This is a genomic window from Nocardia tengchongensis (assembly GCF_054781395.1).
The window spans coordinates 426,925-450,337 of sequence record NZ_BAAGUM010000004.1 but is presented as its reverse complement, the minus strand read 5'-3'; the positions used below and the strand labels follow the sequence as shown (position 1 = coordinate 450,337).

Sequence of the window (23,413 nt, the reverse complement as noted above, 5' to 3'; positions counted from 1 at the left end):
ACGGAGTAGGGCGGTTGTCGCTCCACCCGCGGCCGCGCCGTGGCCCCGGCCGAGGCCGGGCTCGCGCGCATGCGGGTTCGGCTAGCGCGGCCCGCCCAGTACCGCGCCCTCGCGGCGAGGATCCGCTCCGCCGATCCAGCCGTCGCCGTCACGCACCAGCGCCGACAGGCCACTGGACTGCGCCGCCACCGACACCTGATTGCCGTCCTGCCGCAGTTGCTGCACCAGCGGATCGTGGTCGCCGTTGTCGGTGGCGTTCACCGCCGGATGCTCACCGCCCACATTCGTGACGGGTGTGTTGGCCGCCCCGAAGTCGATCATCGACACCGCCTGCTGCGGATTCAGTCCCCAATCCAGCATGGCCACCAGCGTTTTCACCACGAACTGGATGATGACCGCTCCGCCCGGCGACCCGGTGACGTGGCTGAGCGCACCGCGGGTCCCGTCGGGATTACGGTCGAATACCAGGGTCGGGGCCATGGAACTGCGCGGGCGCTTGCCGGGGTCGAGCCGGTTGGCGACCGGTACGCCGTCCTTGTCGGCGGGTTCGGCGGAGAAGTCGGTGAGCTGGTTGTTGAGAATGAACCCGTCCACGAAATGGAATGAGCCGAAAGCGGATTCGACCGTGGTGGTCATGGACGCGGCATTGCCGTACTTGTCGACGATCGAGATGTGGCTGGTGCCGTGCTCGGGCTGCTGTGCCGCGTTGCCGAGCGGCACCGGCCCGAAGTCGCCGGGCTTGGCCGTGCCCAGGCTCTTGCCGGGGTCGATGAGCGCCGCGCGCTGCTTCAGATAGTTCGGGTCCAGCAGGGTCTGTGGTGAATTGCCCGGCAGCGGAACGAAATCGGAGTCCGCGATGTATTTGTCGCGGTCGGCGTAGGCCAGGCGTTCGGCCTCTGCGATCAGGTGCACCGCCGCCGCGGTGGGCTTGCCGCCGTCGCGCGCGGTGGCGCCGTCGCCGGAGACGTCGCTCGGTTTCATCGCCGCCAGATCGAAATTGGCGAGAATGCCCAGCGCCGCCTCGACGGTGATCCCGCCCGAGGACGGATTGGGCATGCCGCAGATCTCGTGGTTGCGGTACGGCGAGCACACCGCCGTGCGCTTCTTGGCCTGGTAGGACTGCAGATCCGCGAGCGCCAGCTGCCCGGGCGTGCGGCCGCCGGAGGTGGTGGCGGTGGTGTCGACGATGTCGGCGGCGATCGCCCCGGTGTAGAAGGCGTTCGCGCCGTCGGCGGCGATGGCCGAGAGCGTCTTGGCGAAGGCGGGATTGACCAGCGTGGTGCCCGTGGTCTTCGGACTGCCGTCGGATTCCAGGAAATACGCGCGAGCGCCGTCGTCGCGGGCCAGATCGGCCTTGGAGGCCGCGATCTGGGTGGCCATCCGCGGGGAGATCTTGAATCCCTGATCGGCGAGATTCACCGCCGGGGTGAACAGGTCACGCCACGGCTGCTTCCCGTGCTCGTCGTGCGCGACCTCCAGCATTCGCAGCACCCCGGGCACGCCGATGGAGCGCCCGCTGGCACGCGCATTGGGTTGCGGCACAGTGTGATCGGTGGTGCTGATGTAGCGCAGGTAGTCCTCGGTGGCGGCCCGCGGCGCGGTCTCGCGGCCGTCGTAGGCGTCGACGGTTTTCGTGGCGGCGTCGTAGTACATCAGGAACGCGCCGCCGCCGATGCCGGTGGCCTGGGGCTCGACCAGGTTCAGCACTGTCTGCGCCACGATGAGCGCGTCCGCGGCGGTGCCGCCGTCACGCAGCACCCGGCACGCGGCCTCGGTGGCGACGGGATTGGCGGTGGACACCGCGAATCCGCCCGTGCGCACCGGCGTCATGCCGGTCCGGTAGCCGGTGGCGACCTCGGGGTGCAGGGCCAGATTCGTGGCATCGGGCCCGGTGGGCGCCCCGGCGGTGACCGGAGTTCCGTTGCGGGACACCGTGCACGACGCGCTCTGGTCCGTCGAAGACGAACAGGCGGTGAGCATTCCGATCGACAGCAGCAGGGCGGCAGCGCCGCTCCCGGTTCGTCGCAAGCGCCTCATGACCGGACTCTAGCGCCGCGGGACGACGCGGGCAGCGCTTTGCGGGTCGCGATCGCCTATGAATCATCAGCACTTTCATGGCAATCGCCGATGAATATCGATGATCGGACGATCGACCAGCATGTTCTGGCGTCGGGACTCCCATCCGGAGTGCCGACGAGAATCTCAGCAAACGACAGGGTACCCTCGGACGGCCTCACTTCACGATTGCGGAGGGTTAACCCGGCGTATGACCGAGATCCGGACAACAGCCACCAGCCTCAATGCCGAGGACAGCGGCTATCACAAAGCCCTGAAACCCCGGCAATTGCAGATGATCGCCATCGGTGGCGCCATCGGCACCGGCCTGTTCCTGGGCGCGGGCGGACGCCTCGCCAATGCCGGGCCGTCGCTGTTCGTGGTCTATCTGATCTGTGGCGTCTTCGTGTTCTTCATCCTGCGCGCGCTCGGCGAACTGGTGCTGCACCGCCCGTCCTCGGGCTCGTTCGTCTCGTACGCGCGCGAATTCTATGGTGAGAAGGCCGCTTTCGTCGCCGGGTGGATGTACTTCCTGAACTGGTCCATGACCGGCATCGTGGATACCACCGCGGTCGCCACCTATCTGCACTACTGGGGACCCTTCGAGCCGATCGCGCAATGGATTCTGGCGCTGGGTGCGCTGGTCATCGTGCTGGGCATCAACCTGGCCTCGGTGAAGTGGTTCGGCGAGATGGAATTCTGGGCCGCCATGATCAAGGTGGTCGCGCTGCTCACCTTCCTGGTGGTCGGCACGGTCTTCCTGGCCGGGCGATTCGAAGTGGACGGCCAGGTCACCGGCCTGAGCATGGTGTCCGGCTCCGGCGGCTGGTTCCCGACCGGCGTGCTGCCGCTGGTCACCGTCACCTCCGGTGTGGTGTTCGCCTACGCGGCCGTGGAGATGGTCGGCATCGCGGCCGGCGAGACCGAGAACCCGGCGAAGATCATGCCGCGCGCGATCAATTCGGTGATCATGCGTATCGCGTTGTTCTATTGCGGCTCGGTGATTCTGCTGGCGCTGCTGCTGCCCTACACCGCCTACAAGGCGGGGGAGAGCCCGTTCGTCACGTTCTTCGCCAAACTCGGTGTCGCGCACATGGGCTCGATCATGAATTTCGTGGTGCTCACCGCGGCGCTGTCGAGTTTGAACGCGGGCCTGTATTCGACCGGCCGTATTCTGCGCTCGATGTCGATGAACGGCAGCGCGCCGAAATTCACCTCGCGGATGTCGAAGGCCGGTGTGCCCTACGGCGGCATTCTGCTCACCAGTGCGATCGCGTTGTTCGGTATCTGGCTGAATTACATCGTGCCGTCCGAGGCGTTCGAAATCGTGCTGAACGTTGCCTCGCTGGGCATTCTGGCGTCCTGGGCGACCATCGTGCTGTGCCAGTTGAAGCTGTTCTACCTGTGGAAGCAGGGGCAGGCCGAGCGGCCGGCGTTCCGGATGTTCGGCGCTCCGTACACCGGTATCGCGACGCTGGCGTTCCTGGGACTGGTGCTGGTCCTGATGGCTTTCGACCGGCCGGTCGGTACGTGGACGGTGGCCAGCCTGGTGATCATCGTGCCCGCGCTCGCGATCGGGTGGCGGATCGCCAGCCCGCGGGTGCTGGCCATCGCCAAGCTGCGCGAGGGTTACACCGGTGAATTCCCCGTCATTCCGCCGATCCCGATGGACGACAAGTAGTTTTCCGCGTCCGGAGGTACACTCGTAAACTACCTCCGGACCTGGTCTTTTCAACGGCCGCACGCGAAATTGCGTGCGGCCGTTATGTGTTCGAGATCACTGTGTGCATGGGCCACCTATCCGCTGTGGTCATGGTCATAACTTCGGCGACGAGATTGTCCGGACTCTGAACATTTGGTTAGCGTCTGGTTCGGCGGGTTCGCAGGGGGCACGCCACCAGGGGTTACTCGACGAGGAGTGCTGTGAGTTCGTACTCGGCTGTTGCCGACGAGGTGGAAATGACACCGGTGGGCACGGAAAACGGCGTTCCAGCCACAATTTTCGAGCGGGTGATCGACGGCGTGCGGGGGCTGCGCCGGGCGAGCGCCGAGGCGGAAGTACCCGCCAAGGTGCGCGAAACCCAGTTCGCGGCGCTCGGCGCCACGGGATTGGCGATGCTGCACGGACTGTTGTCGGCCACCGTCGGCCTCGACAGCGCGATCGGCAGCGTCGGTCACTTCTTCGCCGCTTGGGTCACCGGCGGTGTCGCCATGCTCTTCGGCCTGCGCTCGCGCTGGATCTGGGTGACCGCGCTGGGATTGGCCAGCCTCCAGACTTTCCTGGGAGTCTTCACCCTGGTGTCGGCCGAAATGCCCACGGGCGTGGGACCGTTCACCGTGCTGGCCGGCATCATGGCGTCCGGCATCGTGCTGGCGCTGCTGCTGCGCCGCGACTGCTACACCTGGTTCGCTCTCGACTGACACCGGCCGCCGCCCACGGCAATGCCCTGGGCGGCAACCGATCTCGTCGAGACGCCGGGGTTACTTCAGCGTGCGCCCCAGTGCGCGCCCGGCGGCGCGTCCCGAGAAGATGCACCCGCCCAGGAACGTGCCTTCCAGCGCGTTGTAGCCGTGCACGCCGCCACCGCCGAACCCGGCGACCTCACCCGCGGCGTACAACCCCGGGAACGGGGTGCCGTCGGGGCGGATGACCTGGGAGTCGAGGTTGGTCTGCAGACCGCCCAGCGTCTTGCGGGTCAGGATATTGAGCCGCACCCCGATCAGCGGGCCGTGCGCGGGATCGAGGATCTTGTGCGGCGTCGCCACCCGGCCCAGCTTGTCGCCCAGGTAGCGCCGCGCGTTGTTGACGGCCATCAGCTGGGCGTCCTTGCTGAACTTGTGCTCGACGTCCCGGTCGCGGGCCACGATCTGGCGTTCGATGTCGGCCGGATCCAGCTGCGGACCGCGCGAGATCTTGTTCATGCCCGCGATCAGCTCCGGCAGGGTGTCGGCGACCACGAAGTCCACGCCGTGCTGCTTGAACGCCTCGACCGGACCGGGAGCGCCCTTGGCCACCCGGCTCTTGAGGGTGAGTTTCAGATCCTTGCCGGTGATATCGGGATTCTGTTCCGAGCCCGAGAGCGCGAATTCCTTCTCGATGATCGACTGCGTCAGGATGAACCACGAGTAGTCGTAGCCGGTCGCCAGGATCTGCTTCATGGTGGCGTTGGTGTCGAAGCCGGGGAAAGCCGGTGCGGTCATGCGCTTTCCATTGGCGTCGAACCACAGCGACGACGGCCCGGGAATGATGCGGATGGCGTGATCGGGCCACACCGGATCCCAGTTGTGGATGCCCTCGGTGTAGTGCCACATGCGGTCCCGGTTCACGATCCGCCCGCCCGCGGCCTCGGTGATGCCGAGCATGCGGCCGTCCACGTAGGCGGGCACGCCGGAGATCATGTGCTCGGGGCAGGGCCCGAGGCGGTCGGTGGGCCAGTTGCGGCGTACCAGGTCGTGATTGTGGCCGATGCCGCCGGAGGAGACGATCACCGCTTCGGCGCGGAACTCGAACTCGCCCTCGATATTCCGTGACGACGCGACGCCGCGCTCCTCGGACGACGCTTCGAGCACGCTGCCGCGCACGCCGACCACGGCGTCGTTCTCGACGATGAGCTCGTCCACCCGGTGCCGGAACGCGAAACCGACCTGTCCGCGCTGTTCGGCGGCGAGCACCGGCTCCAGGAACACGCGCACCACTTCGGGCCCGGTGCCCCAGGTGAGGTGGAAGCGCGGCACCGAATTGCCGTGCCCGTCGGCGGATTCGCCGCCGCGCTCGGCCCAGCCGACCAGCGGGGTCACCCGCAGCCCGAGATCGTGCAGGTACTGGCGCTTCTCGGTGGCGGCGAACTGTACGTACGCGCGCGCCCACTGCCGCGCCCAGTGGTCCTCGTCCTCACGGTCGAAGCCGGCCGACCCGAGCCAGTCCTGCATGGCCAGTTCGAGGCTGTCCTTGACGCCGAGCCGGCGCTGTTCGGGGCTGTCCACGAAGAACAGTCCGCCCAGCGACCAGAACGCCTGCCCGCCCAGGTTGGCGCGGTTCTCCTGATCCAGCACGAGCACGCGGCGACCCGCCTTGACCAGCTCGTGCGTGGCGACGAGACCGGCCAGACCGGCGCCGACCACGATGACATCGGGGTTCTCGATCATGCCCATTTCCTTGGTGTCGAAGTTCGATACACGAATGTATCGAACGAGGTCGCTGCTGTACAGGCGTTCGATACATGGATGTATCGAAAGGGGTTGTCGGTGGGACATGGCATGGTTCGAGTGTGCCGACATCGCCCACCGGATCCCTGTCACTCGCGGCGGCGCGCCGCATCGCACTCGCGGCCCAGGGGTTCGGGGCCGCACGGCCCAGTGCACCGCCCACCCGGCGCACGGTCCTGAAGGTCCTCGACAGCACCCGCCTGCTGCAGCTGGACTCGGTGTCGGCGGTGGTGCGGGCGCACTACGCGCCGGTGTTCAGCCGGATCGGACCCTACGACCGGGCTCTGCTCGACGAGGCCGCCTGGGGCCACAGCGCCCGCCGGCCGCGACAGCTGATCGAGTACTGGGCCCACGAGGCGGCCCTGCTCCCGGTGGCGGACTGGCCGCTCATGCGCTGGCGCATGGTGCAGTACCGGCACGGCCGCTGGAACGGGATGCGGCAAGTGCTGGAACGCAATCCGGCGCTGGCCGACGATGTGCTGGGCGTGGTCAAGGAGTACGGGCCGAGCACGGCGGGGGAGATCGAACGGCACCTGGAGCTGGATCGGCCCCGGGCCAAGGACAATTGGGGCTGGAACTACAGCGACACCAAGGTGGTGTGCGAGGCGCTGTTCGCGGCGGGGGAGTTGACGGTGCCGCGGCGGGTCGGCTTCCAGCGGCATTACGACCTGGCGGCCGCGGTGCTGCCCGCGGACGTGGTGACCCGCGAACCGGAGGAGGCCGACGCGGTCCGCGAGCTGGTGCGGCGGGCGGCGCGGGCGCACGGGGTCGGCACCGAGACCGATCTGCGGGACTACTACCGGCTCAGCCGCCGTCAAACCGAGCCCGCCATCGCCGATCTCCTCGACGCGGGGGAGTTGGAGCAGGTCGGTGTCGCGGGCTGGGACAAGCCCGCCTACCTGCACACCGAGGCGCGCACGCCACGCCGGGTCACGGGTGCGGCACTGCTGTGCCCCTTCGATCCGCTGATCTTCTTCCGCGACCGCACCGAGCGGCTGTTCGATTTCCACTACCGCATCGAGATCTACACGCCCGAACACAAACGCGTGCACGGCTATTACGTCTTCCCGTTCCTGCTCGACGGCGAACTGGTCGCGCGGGTGGACCTGCGCGCCGATCGCGCGAGCGGGCGGCTGCTGGTGCCGGGCGCGTTCGCCGAGCCCGGGCGCGACGCGGTGCTCGTGGCTCGCGCGCTGGCCGGGGCGCTGCGGGAAATGGCGGACTGGCTGGAGCTGGAGACCGTCGAGGTGGGCGAAAAGGGCGATCTCGCACCGGTTTTGCGGCGCGAGATCGCCTAGTTCCGGGAGCGCGCGGTAGAGCCCGGGGTCAGAACGGCCCGTCGGTCCAGGCGTTGAGCACGATGCCGTTCTTGCCCTCGCCCTTGCACTCGATGGTCATGGGGATCAACGGTCGCGGTGAATCACCCACGATGTAGGTGGGGGCCTGATATCCGCTGCCCACCACTCGGGTGCCCAGGCACTGCACCACCGCGGCGTACCAGGTGTCCGCGGGGCAGGTGAAGGTGGCGGTGTCGAGCGTCCGGTCGATTCGACAGGGCGAGTCGGCGTGGGCGGCCGGGGCCGCCACCGCGATCAGGCCGGCCGCGCCGATGCCGAGTGCGGAACCGATCGCGAGTGACCGGAGGCGCGGGTGGAGATGGTGATGGTTCGTCATCGAACAAGCTCCCTCGTATACGGACAGGGCAAGCGAAACAGTGCATCCATACTGACTCGCGAGACCCGCCGCACCGTCGAGACTCGCGGAGATCGCTGTTCCGGCGTGGCGCGCCGTCCGCTCAGGCGGCGAGGCGCTCGCCCGAAGAATTCAGCACGGCCGCACCGCAGAACAGCGAGGGCGCCAGGGGCTGGGTGAACTGCCCGGACACGAGGATGGCGACGTCATCGGACTCGGCCGTGGCGGGCATGGTGACCGCGACCAGCGCGGCGGCGGCCAGACAGACGGCCCCCACGATGGCGAGCGAGCGGCGGCGCGTGCGCAGTCCGATCAAGGCGTTCCCTCCTGGTGAATGATCTTGTCGATACTTCGGAGCCGCGCGCGCCGCGGATGGGCCGGGATTTCCCGTGGATGGCCCGCGGCCCTGTCGGAGCCCATGACTAACCTGGACGCGTGGCAGATCCCGCGACCTACCGGCCCGCCCCGGGCACCATTCCCGTCGAACCGGGTGTCTACAAATTCCGGGACACCTTCGGGCAGGTCATCTATGTCGGCAAGGCGAAAAGCCTGCGCCAGCGGCTGAACTCGTACTTCGCCGACGTGGCCGGGCTGCACCCGCGCACCCGGCAGATGGTGACGACCGCGGCCGGGGTCGAGTGGACCGTGGTGTCCACCGAGGTGGAAGCGCTGCAGCTGGAATACAACTGGATCAAGGAATTCGATCCGCGCTTCAATGTCCGCTACCGCGACGACAAGTCGTATCCGGTGCTGGCGGTCAGCTTGAACGAGGAGTACCCGCGGGTCTTCGTCTACCGCGGCGCGCGCAAGAAGGGCGTGCGGTACTTCGGTCCCTACGCCCACGCCTGGGCCATTCGCGAGACCCTGGACCTGCTGCTGCGGGTGTTCCCGGTGCGCACCTGCTCGGCCGGAGTCTTCAAGCGGCACAGTCAGATCGGGCGGCCGTGTCTGCTCGGCTACATCGACAAGTGCTCCGCGCCGTGCATCGGGCGGGTGAGTGCGGCCGAGCACCGCGACATCGTGGACGACTTCTGCGACTTCCTCTCCGGCAAGACCGACCGCCTGGTCAAGCAGCTGGAACGCCGCATGCACGAGGCCGCCGACGAGCTCGACTTCGAGAACGCGGCCCGGCTGCGCGACGACGTGCAGGCGCTCAAACGAGCCCTGGAGAAGCAGGCCGTGGTGCTGGGCACCGGCACCGACGCCGATGTCATCGACTTCGCGGTGGACGAGCTCGAGGCCGCGGTCCAGATCTTCCATGTCCGCGACGGGCGGGTGCGCGGCCAGCGCGGCTGGGTGGTCGACAAGTCCGGCGAGGCCATCGACGCGGTGGGGGCCGGAGGCGAGCTGCCGGCGCTGGTCGAGCAGTTCCTCACCCAGTTCTACGGCGAGCAGACCTCGGTGGCCGCGCAGAGCGGTGACGACCAGCCCGGCGCGGTGGTCCCGCGTGAGGTGCTGGTCCCGGCGCTGCCCGAGGATCACGAGCAAGTGCAGCAGTGGCTCTCGGAACTGCGCGGGTCGGCGGTGCAGTTGCGGGTGCCGCAGCGCGGGGACAAGAAGGCCCTGGCCGAGACCGTGCAGCGCAATGCGCAGGAGGCGCTCGCGCAGCACAAGCTGAAGCGGGCCGGTGATCTGACCGCGCGGTCGGCGGCGTTGCAGGAACTGCAGGACGCGCTCGATCTGGACAGCGCGCCGCTGCGGATCGAATGCGTGGACATCTCCCACGTGCAGGGCACCGACGTGGTGGCCTCGCTGGTCGTCTTCGAGGACGGCCTGGCCCGCAAGCCCGAGTACCGGCACTACACCATCAAGGAGGCCGCGGGCGAGGGCCGCTCCGACGATGTCGGCAGCATCGCCGAGGTCACCCGGCGCCGGTTCGGCAAGCTCCGCCGCGAGCTCGACGCCGCCGAGGCCGCCGAGCTCGAATCCGATTCGGAGACAACCGAACCCGGTCTGCCGGGCATCGATCCCAAGACCGGCAAGCCGCGCCGGTTCTCCTATCCGCCCAACCTGTACGTGGTCGACGGCGGTGCGCCGCAGGTGAACGCGGCCGCCGAGGTGCTCGACGAGCTGGGCATCACCGACGTCGCGGTGATCGGCCTGGCCAAGCGCCTGGAAGAGGTGTGGGTGCCCAACGAGCCGGACGCGGTGATCATGCCGCGCACCAGTGAGGCGCTGTATCTGCTGCAGCGGGTGCGCGACGAGGCGCACCGGTTCGCGATCACCTTCCACCGCTCCAAGCGGTCGCGGCGGATGACCGCGTCGGCGCTGGACGCGGTGCCCGGATTGGGGGCCGCGCGCAAGACGGCGCTGGTCACTCATTTCGGATCGGTGGCCAAGCTCAAGCAGGCTACGGTGGAGCAGATCACCGAGGTCCCGGGGATCGGGGTGGCGACGGCCAAGGCGGTGCTGCAGGCGTTGCAGCAGCCGTAGGGTCGCCGGCGTGCGTTTCGCGGCGCGTCGGAGGGGGCCTGCCGGGTAGAGTGCGACACGCCGAACGGGAAATTTGCGACACGCCGTGTGTGCTGGTGGCGAGCGGAAATCACAGCTGTGTTGCGCTCCCGTCGCTCGCCTGCAGGGTTTGCGGGCATCGGTGCAGGATGATCGAGGAACCTCAGACACGAACCGGTAGGACATGACGCGCGTCGAAGCCAGCACAGCTACTGCCGAAAACAGCACGGCAACCGAATCAGGTGAGACCCAGGTGAACCCCCGAAAGGGTCGTCCCGGCTCCGAATCCGCACCGGTCGAGGTGGTCGTCGTGACCGGCCTGTCCGGGGCCGGCCGCGGCACCGCGGGCAAGGTGCTCGAGGACCTCGGTTACTACGTCGCCGACAACCTCCCGCCCGAATTGATCGGCCGCATGGTCGATCTCGGTCGCGCCGCCGAACCGCCCATCCGCAAACTCGCGCTGGTCATGGACGTGCGCAACCGCTTCTTCACCGGCAATCTCGTGGCGGTGGTGGAACAGCTACGCGGCGCGGGCGTGCGCACCCGCATCCTGTTCCTCGAAGCCTCCGATGACGTGCTGATCCGCCGCTTCGGCTTCGCCCGCCGCCGCCACCCGCTGCAGAGCGAGAGCGCCGACGGCACGCTGACCGCCGGCATCGCCGCCGAACGCCGCCGGCTGGACCCGGTGAAAACCGCCGCCGACGTCGTCATCGACACCACCGCGCTCTCCATTCACCAGTTGCACCGCAAGCTCGAGGAGGTCTACGGGGGCGACGCAGCCACCGTATTGCAGTTGACCGTGCAATCGTTCGGGTTCAAGTACGGAGTCCCGCTCGACGCCGACATGGTGTTCGATTTGCGTTTCCTGCCGAATCCGCATTGGATTCCCGAACTCCGCGACAAAACCGGACAGGACGCCCCGGTCAGCGAGTATGTGTTGTCGCGCCCGGGTGCACAGGATTACCTGGGCACCGCGCGCCATCTCGTCGACCTGACGACCGAGGGCTACCGCCAAGAGGGGAAGCGATACATGACCGTGGCAGTGGGCTGCACCGGCGGTAAACACCGCAGTGTGGCGATAGCGGAGGCGCTGGGCGACGCGCTCGCGAGCCCCGCGGCCGACGACGATTCGGGAGACGTGGTGCGAGTCGTCCACCGGGATCTGGGGCGGGAATGAGCGAGAACGATTCCGGCCGTACCGTCAATCCCGCCATCGTGGCGCTCGGCGGTGGGCACGGGCTGTATTCGACGCTGACCGCCATCCGGCGGCTCACCCGCAAGATCACCGCGGTGGTCACCGTCGCCGACGACGGCGGCTCCTCGGGCCGGCTGCGTGCCGAACTGGGCATGCTGCCCCCGGGCGATCTGCGAATGGCGTTGGTGGCCTTGGCCGAAGAGGCCGACGGCATCTGGGCGCGCTCGCTGCAGCACCGCTTCGGCGGCACCGGAGCGCTGGCCGGGCATTCGGTCGGCAACCTGATCCTGGCCGGGCTGACCGAGGAGCTGGGCGACCCCGTCGCCGCCCTCGAGGAGGCCGGAAAGATTCTGCGGGTCACCGGCCGGGTGCTACCCATGTCGCCGATCGCGCTGACCATCGAAGCGGATGTGTCGGGGCTGGAAGGCGATCCGCGGGTGAGCCGCTGCATTCGCGGTCAGGTGGCGGTGGCGACCACGCCGGGCAAGGTCAGGCGGGTGCGGCTGATCCCCTCGGATCCACCGGCCTGCCCCGAGGCGACCTCGGCCATCGAGCACGCCGACGTGGTGGTGCTGGGCCCGGGCAGCTGGTTCACCAGTGTCATCCCGCATGTGCTGGTGCCCGATTTGCACGAAGCGCTGCTGCACACGCGGGCCCGGAAAGTGCTGGTGCTCAACCTCGCTGCGGAACCGGGCGAAACGGCCGGATTCTCCGCGGAACGGCACCTGCATGTATTGTCCCAGCACGCACCGGATTTCACAGTCGACCATGTTCTGGTGGACTCCGGTTCCGTACCCGAGGGTAGGGAACGCGAACATCTGGCAAGAGCTGCCGAACAGCTGCGTGCGCGAGTAACCTTCGCTGATGTCGCCGAGGCGGGGACGGACCGGCACCACCCCGGAAAGCTTGCCGCCGCACTGGATCAGGTGATCCGGCAACCTCGGCCGGAATCAGCAGGGCTTCGAGTCGAAGGACGGCATATGGGCCAACGTGTGCGGTCCGGGTTGGGTGGAAAGGAGCGCGTCTCGTGGCGATGACAGCGGAAGTGAAGGACGAGCTGAGCCGACTCTCTGTATCACAGGTGAGTTCGCGCAAGGCGGAACTGTCCGCGCTACTGCGGTTCGCCGGTGGATTGCACATCGTCGGCGGTCGCGTGATCGTCGAAGCCGAAGTGGACATGGGTTCCATTGCGCGTCGGCTGCGTCGAGAGATCTTCGAGCTGTACGGATATGGCTCGGATGTGCATGTTCTCGGCGCCGGAGGGCTCCGGAAAACCTCCCGGTATGTAGTGCGAGTTTCCAAGGAAGGCGAGGCGCTGGCGCGCCAGACCGGTTTGCTCGACGTGCGCGGCCGGCCGGTCCGGGGCCTGCCCGCGCAGGTCGTGGGCGGCAGCATCGGCGACGCCGAAGCGGCTTGGCGCGGGGCGTTTCTCGCGCACGGCTCGCTCACCGAGCCGGGCCGGTCCTCAGCGCTCGAGGTGAGCTGCCCCGGGCCGGAGGCGGCGCTCGCGCTCGTCGGCGCGGCCCGGCGCATGGGCATCTCGGCCAAGGCCCGCGAGGTCCGCGGCACCGATCGCGTGGTGGTGCGCGACGGTGAGGCCATCGGCGCCCTGCTCACCCGCATGGGTGCGCAGGACACCCGGCTCACCTGGGAGGAGCGGCGCATGCGCCGCGAGGTCCGGGCTACCGCGAACCGGCTGGCCAACTTCGACGACGCGAACCTGCGTCGTTCGGCCCGCGCGGCGGTGGCCGCCGCGGCCCGGGTGGAGCGGGCGCTCGAAATACTGAGCGACGATGTTCCCGACCACCTGGCCGCCGCGGGCAAGCTGCGCGTGCTGCACCGCCAGGCCTCCCTGGAGGAGCTGGGCCAGCTGGCCGATCCGCCCATGACGAAAGACGCTGTCGCGGGCCGGATCCGGCGACTGCTCTCGATGGCGGACCGGCGCGCCAAGGAACTCGGCGTGCCCGACACCGAAAGTGCTGTCACCGCAGAGCTGCTCGAAGAGGCCTGAAACGGCAGCGGTGCCGCTTACACTGAGCGGAACCGCACGGTGATTCCGTCCGGAAGCGTCGCAACCCCGTGGTTGCGGCGCTTCCGGTCGTCTGTGGCGAAAATGATCGTTTTCGTATGTTCACCGTGGCGGGGGTGTGTCCGTGATGTTTCTGTTACAGGGCTAGGGTTAGCACCGCAACGGAAACGATCCGCAAAGCTGAGGAGCGAAAACGTGACTGTCCGGGTAGGGATCAACGGCTTCGGCCGCATCGGGCGAAACTTCTTCCGAGCCGTCGAGGCGCAGAAGGCCCTCGGCACCACCGACATCGAGATCGTTGCGGTCAACGATCTGACCGACAACAAGTCGCTGGCGACGCTGCTGAAGTACGACTCGATCCTCGGTCGCCTGCCGCAGGACGTTTCCCTCGACGGCGACGAGACCATCGTCGTCGGCGACCAGCGCATCACCGCGCTGGCCATCAAGGAGGGCCCCGCCGCCCTGCCGTGGGGTGACCTCGGTGTCGACGTGGTCGTCGAGTCCACCGGCATCTTCACCGACGCCACCAAGGCGAAGGGCCACCTGGCCGCCGGCGCCAAGAAGGTCATCATCTCCGCGCCCGCCAAGGGCGAGGACATCACCATCGTGATGGGCGTCAACGACGACAAGTACGACGGTTCGCAGAACATCATCTCGAACGCGTCCTGCACCACCAACTGCCTGGGCCCGATTGCCAAGGTGCTCAACGATTCCTTCGGCATCGAGCGTGGTCTGATGACCACCGTGCACGCCTACACCCAGGACCAGAACCTGCAGGACGGCCCGCACTCGGATCTGCGTCGCGCCCGCGCCGCCGCCCTCAACATCGTGCCCACCGGCACCGGCGCCGCCAAGGCCATCGGCCTGGTGCTGCCCGAGCTGCTCGGCAAGCTGAACGGTTACGCGCTGCGCGTGCCGGTCCCGACCGGGTCGCTCACCGACCTGACCGTGGACCTGGCCAAGGCCGCGTCCGTCGACGAGGTCAACGCCGCCATGAAGGCCGCCGCCGAGGGCCCGATGAAGGGCATCCTCAAGTACAACGTCGACCCGATCGTCTCCTCCGACATCGTGACCGACCCGCACTCCTCGATTTTCGACGCGCCGCTGACCCAGGTCATCGACAACCAGGTCAAGATCGCCTCCTGGTACGACAACGAGTGGGGTTACTCCAACCGCCTCGTTGACCTCATCGGCCTCGTCGGCAAGTCCCTCTAAGCCGCGATGACGATCAAGACTCTCCAGGATCTGCTGAACGACGGCGTCGAGGGCCGCGGCGTGCTGGTGCGCTCGGACCTCAATGTGCCGCTCGACAACGGCGTCATCACCGACCCGGGCCGCATCATCGCGTCCGCGCCGACCATCAAGGCGCTGGCCGAGGCCGGCGCCAAGGTCGTGGTGACCGCCCACCTGGGCCGCCCCAAGGGCGAGCCGGATCCGAAGTTCTCGCTCGCCCCGGTCGCCGCGCGTCTCGCCGAGGAACTGGGCCGCAATGTCCAGCTCGCCGGTGACGTGGTGGGCTACGACGCGCTCTCGCGCTCGGAGGGCCTCACCGACGGCGACGTGATGTTGCTCGAGAACGTGCGTTTCGATCCGCGCGAGACCAGCAAGGACGAGGCCGAGCGGACCAAGCTGGCCAAGGCCCTGGTCGAACTCGTCGGCGACGACGGCGCTTTCGTGTCCGACGGTTTCGGTGTCGTGCACCGCAAGCAGGCGTCGGTCTACGACGTGGCCAAGTTGCTGCCGCACTACGCGGGCAACCTGGTCGCGGCCGAGACCGAGGTGCTGAAGAAGCTGACCGAGGAGCCCGCGCGTCCGTACGCGGTCGTGCTCGGCGGCTCGAAGGTCTCCGACAAGCTGGCGGTCATCGAGGCGCTCGCGCCGAAGGTCGACACGCTGGTCATCGGTGGCGGCATGTGTTTCACCTTCCTTGCGGCGCAGGGACTTTCGGTGGGCACCTCGCTGCTGCAGGACGAGATGATCGAGACCTGCAAGGGCCTGCTGGACAAGTACGCCGACGTCATCCACCTGCCGGTGGACATCGTGGTGGCCGACAAGTTCGCGGCCGACGCGGAGTCGAAGACGGTGGCGGCCAACGAGATTCCGGACGGCTGGATGGGTCTGGACATCGGTCCCGACTCGGCCGCCCGCTTCGCGGCGCTGCTGACCGAGGCCAAGACGGTGTTCTGGAACGGCCCGATGGGCGTGTTCGAGTTCGAGAAGTTCGCCGCGGGCACCCGCGGTGTCGCCGAGGCGATCGCCACGGCCACTTCGAAGGGCGCGTTCACCGTCGTCGGTGGCGGCGACTCGGCCGCGGCCGTGCGCACCCTGGGTCTGCCCGACGAGGGTTTCTCACACATCTCCACCGGCGGCGGTGCGTCGCTGGAATACCTGGAGGGCAAGGAACTCCCCGGCCTCGCCGTGCTTGAAGTAAACACAGCGGAGGACTGAACCATGGCACGTAAGCCTTTGATTGCCGGCAACTGGAAGATGAACCTCAATCACCTCGAGGCCATCGCTCTGGTGCAGAAGATCGCCTTCGCGTTGCCGGAGAAGTACTTCGACAAGGTCGACGTCACGGTGGTTCCGCCGTTCGTGGACCTGCGCAGTGTGCAGACGCTGGTCGAGGGTGACCGTCTCCTGATCACCTACGGTGCCCAGGACGTGTCCACCCACGACGAGGGCGCCTACACCGGCGAGATCAGTGGTTCCATGCTCGCGAAGCTGGGCTGCTCGTTCGTCGTGGTCGGCCACTCGGAGCGGCGTCAGTACCACCTCGAGGACGACGCCACCGTGCTGGCCAAGGCCAAGCAGGCGCTGAAGTACGGCATCACCCCGATCGTCTGCATCGGTGAGGGCCTGGGCGTCCGCGAGTCCAAGACCCACGTGGAGTACAACCTCGAGCAGCTGCGCGGCTCGCTCAAGGGCCTGACGGCGGAGGAGATCTCCAAGGTCGTCATCGCCTACGAGCCGGTCTGGGCCATCGGCACCGGCAAGGTCGCCACCCCCGCCGACGCGCAGGAAGTCTGCGGCGCCATCCGCAAGGAGCTCGCCGAACTGGCGAATCCCGAAGTGGCGGCAGGTGTCCGGGTCCTCTACGGCGGCTCGGTGAACGCCAAGAACGTCGGCGAACTGGTCGGCCAGACCGACATCGACGGCGCCCTGGTGGGCGGCGCGTCGCTGAAGGGTGACGAGTTCGCCACCCTCTCGGCCATCGCCGCCGGCGGCCCGCTGCCGTAAGCGGTTTCCGTTGCCGGAGGCCGGGCATCCCACGGGATGCCCGGCCTTCGCCGTTTCCGGGACATGTGACGCCGCGCCATTCCCATCGGCCGCGGTCCTCATGCAGAAGAATGACCGCCATGAGTGACTGGAACACGAACATCATCAACGAGTTTCGGGCCAACGAGGGCCGGGTGGGCGGACCGTTCGAGGGCGCGCCGATGATCCTGGTGCACCATCGCGGCCGCAAGACCGGCCGTGACCTGGTCACACCCACCATGTACATGGCCGACGAGCAGGATCCGGCCGTCGTCTACGTCTTCGCGTCCAAGGCGGGAGCGCCCACCAACCCGGACTGGTACTTCAACCTGACCGCCGCCGGAAATGCCGAGGCCGAGATCGGCACCGAGACCTTCCCGGTCGTCGTCACCGAGGTCACCGGCGCGGACCGTGACCGCATCTACGCCGAGCAGGCGCGCCGCTACCCGGGCTTCGCGGAGTACGCGGAAAAGACCGCAGGCATCCGCACCATTCCCGTACTCGCCTTGCGCCGCGCGTAATCCATTCGCAAGAAACTCACCCTACGGGCGTGGCCGACTTGATGTCGGTCGCGCCCTTTCGCTTGTGCTGCCCCTGATGACGGTTCGATTCGTGCCTCGTCTCCCGGACCTGACTGTGAATCCACTCTTGACAGTGACTGTCACATAGGGAGATGCTGTCGTCAAGCGAAGGAGGGCTACGGATGTCACTACGGGAGCGGCAGCGGCGGCAGATCCGGGGGGAGATTCAGCGGGCGGCGTATGAGCTGTTCGCGGCGCAGGGGTTCGGGGAGGTGACGACCGAGCAGATCGCGGCGGCTGCGGGGGTTTCGGCGAGCACGTACTTCCGGCATGTGCGTAGCAAGGAGGATCTGCTGCTGGATCCGGTGCGTGAAGGCGGGTCCAAGATCGTGGCGTTGCTCGAGGAGCGCACGGAGGGCGAGCCCGCCGATATCGCTCTGGCGCAGGCGATTCTGACGCGCTCGACGACACTGGCCCCGCAGGAGCTGGAGCAGTGGCGGGCCGCGTTCCAGACCGCGCCGCATCTGCTCGAGCGGGTGGCTCTGATTACTCCCGAACATCGGACGCGGCTGGTCGAGCTGGTCGCGCAGCGTATGGGGCGTGACGAGGGGCAGGACAGCACGCCCGGGCTGCTGGTGCATCTGCTGCTGGCGGCGGCCGAATTCGGATATCTGCAATGGCTGCGCAATACGACGCAGCCGGAGATGTCGCTGGCGGTGTGCGTCGAGGGCGCGCTCGACGCTGTGACCGGGGAACGCTGGCGCGCTCAGGGCTGAAAAGCGCTGGCGTGCAGGCGAAGAGATTCAACAGATCGACAAGGGTGAGGAACAATGCAGGACGACAAGGCAACCGGCGAGACCTTCGATGTGATCGTGGTGGGTTCCGGAGCGGCGGGCATGGCCGCGGCGCTGACCGCGGCACACCACGGGCTGTCGACGGTCATCGTCGAGAAGGCCGCGAATTGGGGCGGCTCCACCGCGAGATCCGGTGGTGGCGTGTGGATTCCGGGCAACAAGGAGCTCCGGCGCAAGGCGCCCGCCGATGACCTCGAGGCCGCGCGGACCTATCTGAAGCACATCATCGGACCGGGCGTGCCGCCCGAGCGCATCGACACGCTCCTCGATCGGGGATCGGAAGCCTTCGACTTCCTGGCCGCACATTCACCGCTGCGCATGCGCTGGGTGCCGGGCTACTCCGACTACTACCCGGAGGCGCCCGGCGGACGTTCCCACGGTCGCTCGGTCGAGCCCGTGCCCTACAACGCCACTGGCCTCGGCGCCGAATTGCGCACGCTGGAACCCGATTACGTGCGCGCACCCAAGAACGTCGTGATCACCCAGGCCGAATTCCGGCAGCTGCATCTGGGCCTGCGCAACCCGCGCAGCCCGCTGACCGGCGCCCGCGTCGCGGGCCGGTGGCTCGCGGCGACCGTGCTGCGCCGCCGCGTCCTCGCCCGTGGCCAGGCGTTGAGCGCCATGCTGCGCGCGGGCCTGCTGGAGGCGAAGGTGCCGCTGTGGCTGGACACCCCGCTCGTCGATCTGCGCACCGAGGACGGCCGGGTCACCGGTGCGGTGGTGCTGCGCGACGGGCGCGAGCAGGTGCTCACCGCCCGCCGCGGCGTGATCATCGCGGCCGGCGGCTTCGAGCACAACGCGGTGATGCGCAAGCAGTATCAGCGCGAACCCATCGGCACCGACTGGACCGTCGGCGCGAAGGCCAACACCGGTGACGGCATCCGTGCGGGCGAGAATGCCGGTGGCGCCGTGGAATTCATGGCCGACGCCTGGTGGGGCCCGTCCATTCCGCTGCCCCGGTTGCCCTGGTTCTGCCTGGCCGAGCGCAATCTGCCCGGCAGCATCGTGGTCAACGAGCGCGGCGAGCGGTTCATGAACGAATGCCTGCCCTATGTCGAGGCCACCCACGAGATGTACGGCGGCGAGCACGGCCAGGGTGCGGGCCCCGGCGAAAACCTGCCCGCCTGGCTGATTTTCGACCAGCGCTATCGCAACCGCTACCAGTTCGCGGGCGTCCCGCCCCGGCAGCCGCTGCCCGGCCGCTGGTTCAAGTCGGGCGCGCTGACTCGAGCCGACTCGCTCCCCGAACTCGCCGAGAAGATCGGTATCCCGGTCGAGAACCTGCGCGCCACCGTGACCCGCTTCAACGAATTCGCCGCCGCCGGAACAGATCCCGACTTCGGCCGCGGCGACAGTGCCTACGACAACTACTACGGCGACCCGCGCAACCGCCCGAATCCGAATCTGGGTGCGCTGGAGACCGGCCCGTACTACGCCGCGAAGCTGGTCCCCGGCGACCTCGGCACCAAGGGCGGCCTCAGCGCCGACACCGACGGCCGCGTACTGCGCGCCGACGGCTCGGTGATCGAGGGCCTCTACGCGGCGGGCAATGCGAGCGCCCCGGTCATGGGCCACACCTACGCCGGCCCCGGCGCGACGATCGGCCCCGCCATCGTCTACGGCTACCTGGCCGCACTGCACGCCGCCACCCGGTAGCCGGTCAGGCCAGGACCGCGCCGCCGTCCAGGGGCAGAACGCCGGCGGTGGCGTGGGGTTGGGTCAGGAAGAAGACGAAAGCCGCTGCGATGTCATCGACTTCGGCGATGCGGCGCAGGGGTGTGGCGGCCGCGGTGTCGGAGTAGAACTGTTCGCGCAGGTCGTCGGGGAAGTTCCAGAGCGGTGAGCGGACCACGCCGGGCATGACCGCGTTGACCCGGATCGGGGCGAGCTCCACCGCCAGCGCCCGGGTCAACGCCTCGACCGCGCCGCAGACGCTGGAGGTGACAGCGGAGCCGGGCACCGGTCGCGGACCGGCGGTACCGGTGGTGAGGGTGATCGACCCATCGGCCCGCAACCCCGGCGCCGCCGCCTGGACGGCGGCGAGCACGCTGAAATAACGCAGCTCGAAGAACTTCCGGGCCGCATCGAGATCGATATCGGTGATGGGGGAGAGCAGCAGGGGCTCACCGGCGGTGTAGACGAGGTGGTCGAGTGCGCCGAGGTCGGCGAACACGGACCGGATTCGGTTGGCGTCGTTCAGGTCCGCGACCACCCCGGTGGTTCCGGCTGGGAGCCGGTCCACCGCCCGGTCCACGTTGTCCCGCCGGCTGGAGACGACGGTGACCTTCGCACCCAGTGCGCTGGTCGCGGCGGCCACGGCGTAGCCGATTCCGGAGGTGCCGCCCAGGATGACGACATGCTGTCCGTCGAGAGACATCGGATTCCTTTCGAGGTTCACTGTTCGCGATTGCCTCTCCACCTTGGGTTTCGGGACCGCCCGTCGTCCAAGACCTGTTCCGCCGCCTGTAATACCCTGAGGGCATCATGAGCGATGTCGACCTGCGCAAGCTGCGCTATTTCGTGGCGGTGGCCGAACACCTGCACTTCGGCCGCGCCGCCGAGCAGCTGTTCATCGCGCAACCGGTGCTGTCGCGCCAGATCCGCGCCCTCGAGGAGGAGCTCGGCGCCCAACTCTTCGCACGGGATCGCCGAGGAACGGCTCTGACCTCGGCGGGGGAGCAGCTACTGGTCGATGCCCGGCCGCTGCTGGCCGGTGCTGAAGCCTTGCAGCGCAGAGTGATTCGCGCCGCCGAGGACGCGCGAACCTTCACCGTCGGCTTCATGCCCGGCCTCATCGTGACCGCCGCCGTCCGCGCCCTGACCGGCCGCCATCCCGGCCTCACCGTGGATCTGGTGCGCACCAGCTGGGACGACCAGGTCGAGATGGTGCACGACGGTCGCGTGGACGTCAGCGTGGTGCGACTGCCCGTGGACCCGCACGGCCTCGTCCTGCGCCCGCTCTACACCGAGCCCCGCGTCGTCGTGTTCTCCATCGATCACCGGCTCGCGGGCAAGGATTCGGTCACCGTCGCCGACCTGGCCGACGAACACCTCCTCCAGGACCCAGCCCTCGCACCCGAATGGGCCACGGTGGCAACCGAATTGCGCACCGGCCGACCCGCGATCCCAGCCTTCCGCAGCGTGGAGGAGAAGCTCGAGCATGTCGCCGCGGGCCACGGCATCATCTTCCTGCCGCTGTCGGTCATGACGTTCTACACGCGCCCGGACCTCTGCCACGTCCCGGTCATCGACCTCGCACCCAACCGGGTGAGCCTGGCTTGGTCGGCGGCACGTCCGGTCCTGCTGGCCGAGGAGTTCGCGACGCTCGTCGCCGGTTGAGGGCGGTGTAGCCGCGGAGATATTGCCGCTCAACGGTATTCGATCTTCCTCGTCTACCGTGTGTCGCTGGAAACACGCGGTGCCGATCGGGAATCCGCACGACGAATCGAGCGCGACGGGTTACCGTCGATAGGGTGTTCGGCATCATCCGGCCCTGCCGTCATCGGCTGGGCGAGGAACTCGGGCGGGCCTGGCTGGCGCAATTGTGCGGGCTGTGCCTGGCACTGCGGGACGACCACGGCCAGAGCGCCCGCATGGCAACCAATTACGACGGGCTGATCGTCTCGGCCCTGGTGGAGGCGCAATCGACCGCGTCGCCCACCCGCCGCACGGCCGGGCCCTGCCCGCTGCGCGGCATGAAACGCGCCGATGTCGCCACCGGTGACTGTGTCCGGCTGGCGGCCACGGTGTCCCTGGTCCTGGCCGCCGCCAAGGTGCGCGATCACGTCGATGACCATGACGGAGTGGCGGGCACGGCCGGCTTCCGCCCCGCGGCCCGACGCCTTGCCCAGCGCTGGGCGCGACAAGGTGAATCCGCCGGTACCGGGCTGGGTTTCGACACCGGGGTGCTGGTCACGGCCGTGGACCGGCAGGGCGAGATCGAGGCCGCGGCGGGGCTCGGCACCCCGCTGCTGACGGTCACCGAACCCACCGAGACCGCGACGGCGGCAGCGTTCGGCCACACCGCGATCCTGGCGGGCCGGCCCGGCAATGTCGCCGCGCTCACCGAGGTGGGCCGATTGTTCGGCCGCATAGCGCATCTCGTGGACGCGGTGGAGGATCTCGCCGAGGATCAGGCCCACGGGAAGTGGAATCCGCTGGTGGCCACGGGAACCGACGTTGCCGAGGCGCACCGGCTGTGCGCGGACGCCCTGCTGGGCATCGAATTGGCTTTGGCCGAAGTGGAATTCACCGATTCGCGGCTGATTCACAAACTGCTGAAGCACGAGCTGGGCCGCTCCGTGACCCGGACCTTCGGCGGCTCCACCTGCGCCGCTCACGGTTCGGTCGCCGCGCCGCAGTCGCGCTGGCGTCGGCGCGGCCCGGACCCGTGGGGTCCGCCGCCCGGTTACGGCGGTTACGGTTCCGCGCCCGGCTATTACGGGCGCGCGCCCCGCCGCCGCAGTGGCTGTTGCCTTCCGTGCTGTGAAGGCTGTATCTGCTGCGGCGAAGGCTGCTGTTGTTGCGAGGAATCCTGTTGCTGCTGCGAGGAATCCTGCTGCGACTGCTGAGGTCGCGCTTCGTTTCTCGCCTGCGGTGAGCCGCCCTCACCGGGTGGACGGCTCACCGTTCACGGGTCAGTGCGACGAGCCCGAGGCGGAGCCGGTCGGCAGGAAGCCGCCGATGCTTCCGGTGCTGAAGTTGGAGGAGCCGGACACGGTGGTGGTGGTGTCCAGGGTCCAGGTGCCGCAGCCGCTGGTGAAGAAGGCGACGTCGGTGCTCTTGATGGTGACGGTGGCGTTGCCGCCGACCGCGCCGCCGGCCTCGATGGTGCCGCCGGTGCCGCCCGAGAGGGAGGACAGGCGCGCCCAGGCGCACAGCTGGGTCGCGGTCGTGGTCTTATAGACGCCGGGCTGAATGTCGATGCCGACCTTGAAGGTGGAGTCGGAGCCGATGACGGTGGCCAGCGAGGCGTTGGCCGTGCCGGCCGAGGCCAGCAGGGCGGCGGCCGTGAGGGCCAGGCCGTTGGCCCAGAGTGCCTTGTTCATGGTGAAATCCTCAGGTATGTGAAACGAAAGCGTTTCGCAGGGTAATGGGTTTCCGGTCGGCCGGGAGGGTTTTCCGTAACCTGGCGTGAACGGCCATCGGCAGATTC

21 protein-coding genes are annotated in these 23,413 nt (G+C 68.3%); 15 read left to right on the top strand and 6 right to left on the bottom strand.

Translation table 11 applies throughout. From position 1 onward, the window contains the following. Window positions 1-81: 81 nt before the first annotated feature. The gene (locus ACYVKL_RS07325; RefSeq protein ID WP_379169396.1) at window positions 82-2,037 is read right to left on the bottom strand and encodes a gamma-glutamyltransferase family protein; all 1,956 of its coding nucleotides are present in this window, start codon (window positions 2,035-2,037) and stop codon (window positions 82-84) included. A gap of 229 nt (window positions 2,038-2,266) precedes the next feature. On the opposite strand from ACYVKL_RS07325, the gene ACYVKL_RS07320 reads away from it, so the two are divergent. Together ACYVKL_RS07320 and ACYVKL_RS07315 are read left to right on the top strand one after the other, a co-directional pair. Next, the gene (locus ACYVKL_RS07320; RefSeq protein ID WP_379169394.1) at window positions 2,267-3,736 is read left to right on the top strand and encodes an amino acid permease; all 1,470 of its coding nucleotides are present in this window, start codon (window positions 2,267-2,269) and stop codon (window positions 3,734-3,736) included. Window positions 3,737-3,978: 242 nt separating this feature from the next. Then, window positions 3,979-4,476 (top strand): hypothetical protein, encoded by a 498-nt coding sequence (locus ACYVKL_RS07315; RefSeq protein WP_213556250.1) that lies wholly within the window; start codon window positions 3,979-3,981, stop codon window positions 4,474-4,476. Between the two features lie 60 nt (window positions 4,477-4,536). On the opposite strand, the gene ACYVKL_RS07310 is transcribed toward ACYVKL_RS07315, so the two are convergent. Then, window positions 4,537-6,201: an FAD-binding dehydrogenase gene (locus ACYVKL_RS07310; protein ID WP_379169392.1), complete on the bottom strand. Its 1,665-nt coding sequence runs from the start codon at window positions 6,199-6,201 to the stop codon at window positions 4,537-4,539. A 122-nt stretch (window positions 6,202-6,323) separates the two neighbouring features. Between ACYVKL_RS07310 and ACYVKL_RS07305 the strand changes: the two genes are divergently transcribed. Continuing rightward, complete coding sequence (locus ACYVKL_RS07305) at window positions 6,324-7,559, top strand: winged helix-turn-helix domain-containing protein (protein WP_379169390.1); 1,236 nt, start codon at window positions 6,324-6,326, stop codon at window positions 7,557-7,559. A gap of 28 nt (window positions 7,560-7,587) precedes the next feature. Here ACYVKL_RS07305 and ACYVKL_RS07300 read toward each other — a convergent pair whose 3' ends face one another. Together ACYVKL_RS07300 and ACYVKL_RS07295 are read right to left on the bottom strand one after the other, a co-directional pair. Further along, complete coding sequence (locus ACYVKL_RS07300; protein WP_379169388.1) at window positions 7,588-7,935, bottom strand: hypothetical protein; 348 nt, start codon at window positions 7,933-7,935, stop codon at window positions 7,588-7,590. 121 nt (window positions 7,936-8,056) lie between these two features. Next, window positions 8,057-8,269 carry a hypothetical protein gene (locus ACYVKL_RS07295; protein ID WP_379169386.1) on the bottom strand — a complete coding sequence of 71 codons (213 nt, stop codon included), beginning with the start codon at window positions 8,267-8,269 and terminating at the stop codon, window positions 8,057-8,059. 119 nt (window positions 8,270-8,388) lie between these two features. Between ACYVKL_RS07295 and uvrC the strand changes: the two genes are divergently transcribed. From uvrC to kstD, 10 genes are all read left to right on the top strand, one after another. Then, window positions 8,389-10,386 carry an excinuclease ABC subunit UvrC gene (gene uvrC, locus ACYVKL_RS07290; RefSeq protein ID WP_379169385.1) on the top strand — a complete coding sequence of 666 codons (1,998 nt, stop codon included), beginning with the start codon at window positions 8,389-8,391 and terminating at the stop codon, window positions 10,384-10,386. A gap of 202 nt (window positions 10,387-10,588) precedes the next feature. Then, on the top strand, window positions 10,589-11,581 hold the full coding sequence (rapZ, locus tag ACYVKL_RS07285; RefSeq protein ID WP_379169383.1) for an RNase adapter RapZ: 993 nt from the start codon (window positions 10,589-10,591) through the stop codon (window positions 11,579-11,581). Next, complete coding sequence (locus ACYVKL_RS07280) at window positions 11,578-12,636, top strand: gluconeogenesis factor YvcK family protein (protein WP_379169381.1); 1,059 nt, start codon at window positions 11,578-11,580, stop codon at window positions 12,634-12,636. The genes rapZ and ACYVKL_RS07280 overlap by 4 nt, the downstream gene beginning before the upstream one ends. Then, window positions 12,627-13,610 carry a DNA-binding protein WhiA gene (gene whiA, locus ACYVKL_RS07275; protein WP_120736392.1) on the top strand — a complete coding sequence of 328 codons (984 nt, stop codon included), beginning with the start codon at window positions 12,627-12,629 and terminating at the stop codon, window positions 13,608-13,610. Before ACYVKL_RS07280 ends, whiA begins: the two co-directional genes overlap by 10 nt. Window positions 13,611-13,823: 213 nt before the next feature. After that, a complete protein-coding gene (gene gap, locus ACYVKL_RS07270) occupies window positions 13,824-14,843 on the top strand; it encodes a type I glyceraldehyde-3-phosphate dehydrogenase (protein ID WP_213556243.1) in 1,020 nt (339 codons plus the stop codon). Window positions 14,844-14,849: 6 nt separating this feature from the next. Further along, window positions 14,850-16,076: a phosphoglycerate kinase gene (locus ACYVKL_RS07265; protein WP_379169379.1), complete on the top strand. Its 1,227-nt coding sequence runs from the start codon at window positions 14,850-14,852 to the stop codon at window positions 16,074-16,076. A 3-nt stretch (window positions 16,077-16,079) separates the two neighbouring features. After that, a complete protein-coding gene (gene tpiA / locus ACYVKL_RS07260; RefSeq protein ID WP_379169377.1) occupies window positions 16,080-16,865 on the top strand; it encodes a triose-phosphate isomerase in 786 nt (261 codons plus the stop codon). A gap of 110 nt (window positions 16,866-16,975) precedes the next feature. Next, window positions 16,976-17,404, top strand: coding sequence for a nitroreductase/quinone reductase family protein (locus tag ACYVKL_RS07255; protein ID WP_213556242.1), 429 nt, complete (start codon window positions 16,976-16,978; stop codon window positions 17,402-17,404). A 182-nt stretch (window positions 17,405-17,586) separates the two neighbouring features. Then, window positions 17,587-18,180: a TetR/AcrR family transcriptional regulator gene (locus tag ACYVKL_RS07250; protein ID WP_379169375.1), complete on the top strand. Its 594-nt coding sequence runs from the start codon at window positions 17,587-17,589 to the stop codon at window positions 18,178-18,180. Window positions 18,181-18,234: 54 nt separating this feature from the next. Next, entirely contained in the window at window positions 18,235-19,914 is a 1,680-nt protein-coding gene (kstD, locus tag ACYVKL_RS07245; protein WP_379169373.1) for a 3-oxosteroid 1-dehydrogenase, read from the top strand. A gap of 4 nt (window positions 19,915-19,918) precedes the next feature. Here the strand turns inward: kstD and ACYVKL_RS07240 are convergent, their stop codons facing one another. After that, window positions 19,919-20,635 carry an SDR family oxidoreductase gene (locus ACYVKL_RS07240; RefSeq protein WP_379169371.1) on the bottom strand — a complete coding sequence of 239 codons (717 nt, stop codon included), beginning with the start codon at window positions 20,633-20,635 and terminating at the stop codon, window positions 19,919-19,921. A gap of 107 nt (window positions 20,636-20,742) precedes the next feature. Between ACYVKL_RS07240 and ACYVKL_RS07235 the strand changes: the two genes are divergently transcribed. Then, the gene (locus ACYVKL_RS07235; RefSeq protein ID WP_379169369.1) at window positions 20,743-21,597 is read left to right on the top strand and encodes a LysR family transcriptional regulator; all 855 of its coding nucleotides are present in this window, start codon (window positions 20,743-20,745) and stop codon (window positions 21,595-21,597) included. Window positions 21,598-21,731: 134 nt separating this feature from the next. Continuing rightward, window positions 21,732-22,829: a DUF5685 family protein gene (locus ACYVKL_RS07230; protein ID WP_379169367.1), complete on the top strand. Its 1,098-nt coding sequence runs from the start codon at window positions 21,732-21,734 to the stop codon at window positions 22,827-22,829. 66 nt (window positions 22,830-22,895) lie between these two features. Here the strand turns inward: ACYVKL_RS07230 and ACYVKL_RS07225 are convergent, their stop codons facing one another. Beyond that, window positions 22,896-23,306 carry a hypothetical protein gene (locus tag ACYVKL_RS07225; protein ID WP_213556238.1) on the bottom strand — a complete coding sequence of 137 codons (411 nt, stop codon included), beginning with the start codon at window positions 23,304-23,306 and terminating at the stop codon, window positions 22,896-22,898. Window positions 23,307-23,413: the final 107 nt, after the last annotated feature.

Bases quoted from the DNA above. Each gene is read 5' to 3' on its own strand.
- ACYVKL_RS07280 (WP_379169381.1), top strand. From the start codon at position 11,578: ATGAGCGAGAACGATTCCGGCCGTACCGTCAATCCCGCCATCGTGGCG.
- ACYVKL_RS07225 (WP_213556238.1), bottom strand. From the start codon at position 23,306: ATGAACAAGGCACTCTGGGCCAACGGCCTGGCCCTCACGGCCGCCGCC.
- ACYVKL_RS07265 (WP_379169379.1), top strand. From the start codon at position 14,850: ATGACGATCAAGACTCTCCAGGATCTGCTGAACGACGGCGTCGAGGGC.
- ACYVKL_RS07240 (WP_379169371.1), bottom strand. From the start codon at position 20,635: ATGTCTCTCGACGGACAGCATGTCGTCATCCTGGGCGGCACCTCCGGA.
- ACYVKL_RS07255 (WP_213556242.1), top strand. From the start codon at position 16,976: ATGACCGCCATGAGTGACTGGAACACGAACATCATCAACGAGTTTCGG.
- rapZ (WP_379169383.1), top strand. From the start codon at position 10,589: ATGACGCGCGTCGAAGCCAGCACAGCTACTGCCGAAAACAGCACGGCA.
- kstD (WP_379169373.1), top strand. From the start codon at position 18,235: ATGCAGGACGACAAGGCAACCGGCGAGACCTTCGATGTGATCGTGGTG.
- tpiA (WP_379169377.1), top strand. From the start codon at position 16,080: ATGGCACGTAAGCCTTTGATTGCCGGCAACTGGAAGATGAACCTCAAT.
- ACYVKL_RS07250 (WP_379169375.1), top strand. From the start codon at position 17,587: ATGTCACTACGGGAGCGGCAGCGGCGGCAGATCCGGGGGGAGATTCAG.
- ACYVKL_RS07300 (WP_379169388.1), bottom strand. From the start codon at position 7,935: ATGACGAACCATCACCATCTCCACCCGCGCCTCCGGTCACTCGCGATC.
- ACYVKL_RS07320 (WP_379169394.1), top strand. From the start codon at position 2,267: ATGACCGAGATCCGGACAACAGCCACCAGCCTCAATGCCGAGGACAGC.
- ACYVKL_RS07310 (WP_379169392.1), bottom strand. From the start codon at position 6,201: ATGATCGAGAACCCCGATGTCATCGTGGTCGGCGCCGGTCTGGCCGGT.
- ACYVKL_RS07325 (WP_379169396.1), bottom strand. From the start codon at position 2,037: ATGAGGCGCTTGCGACGAACCGGGAGCGGCGCTGCCGCCCTGCTGCTG.
- ACYVKL_RS07235 (WP_379169369.1), top strand. From the start codon at position 20,743: ATGAGCGATGTCGACCTGCGCAAGCTGCGCTATTTCGTGGCGGTGGCC.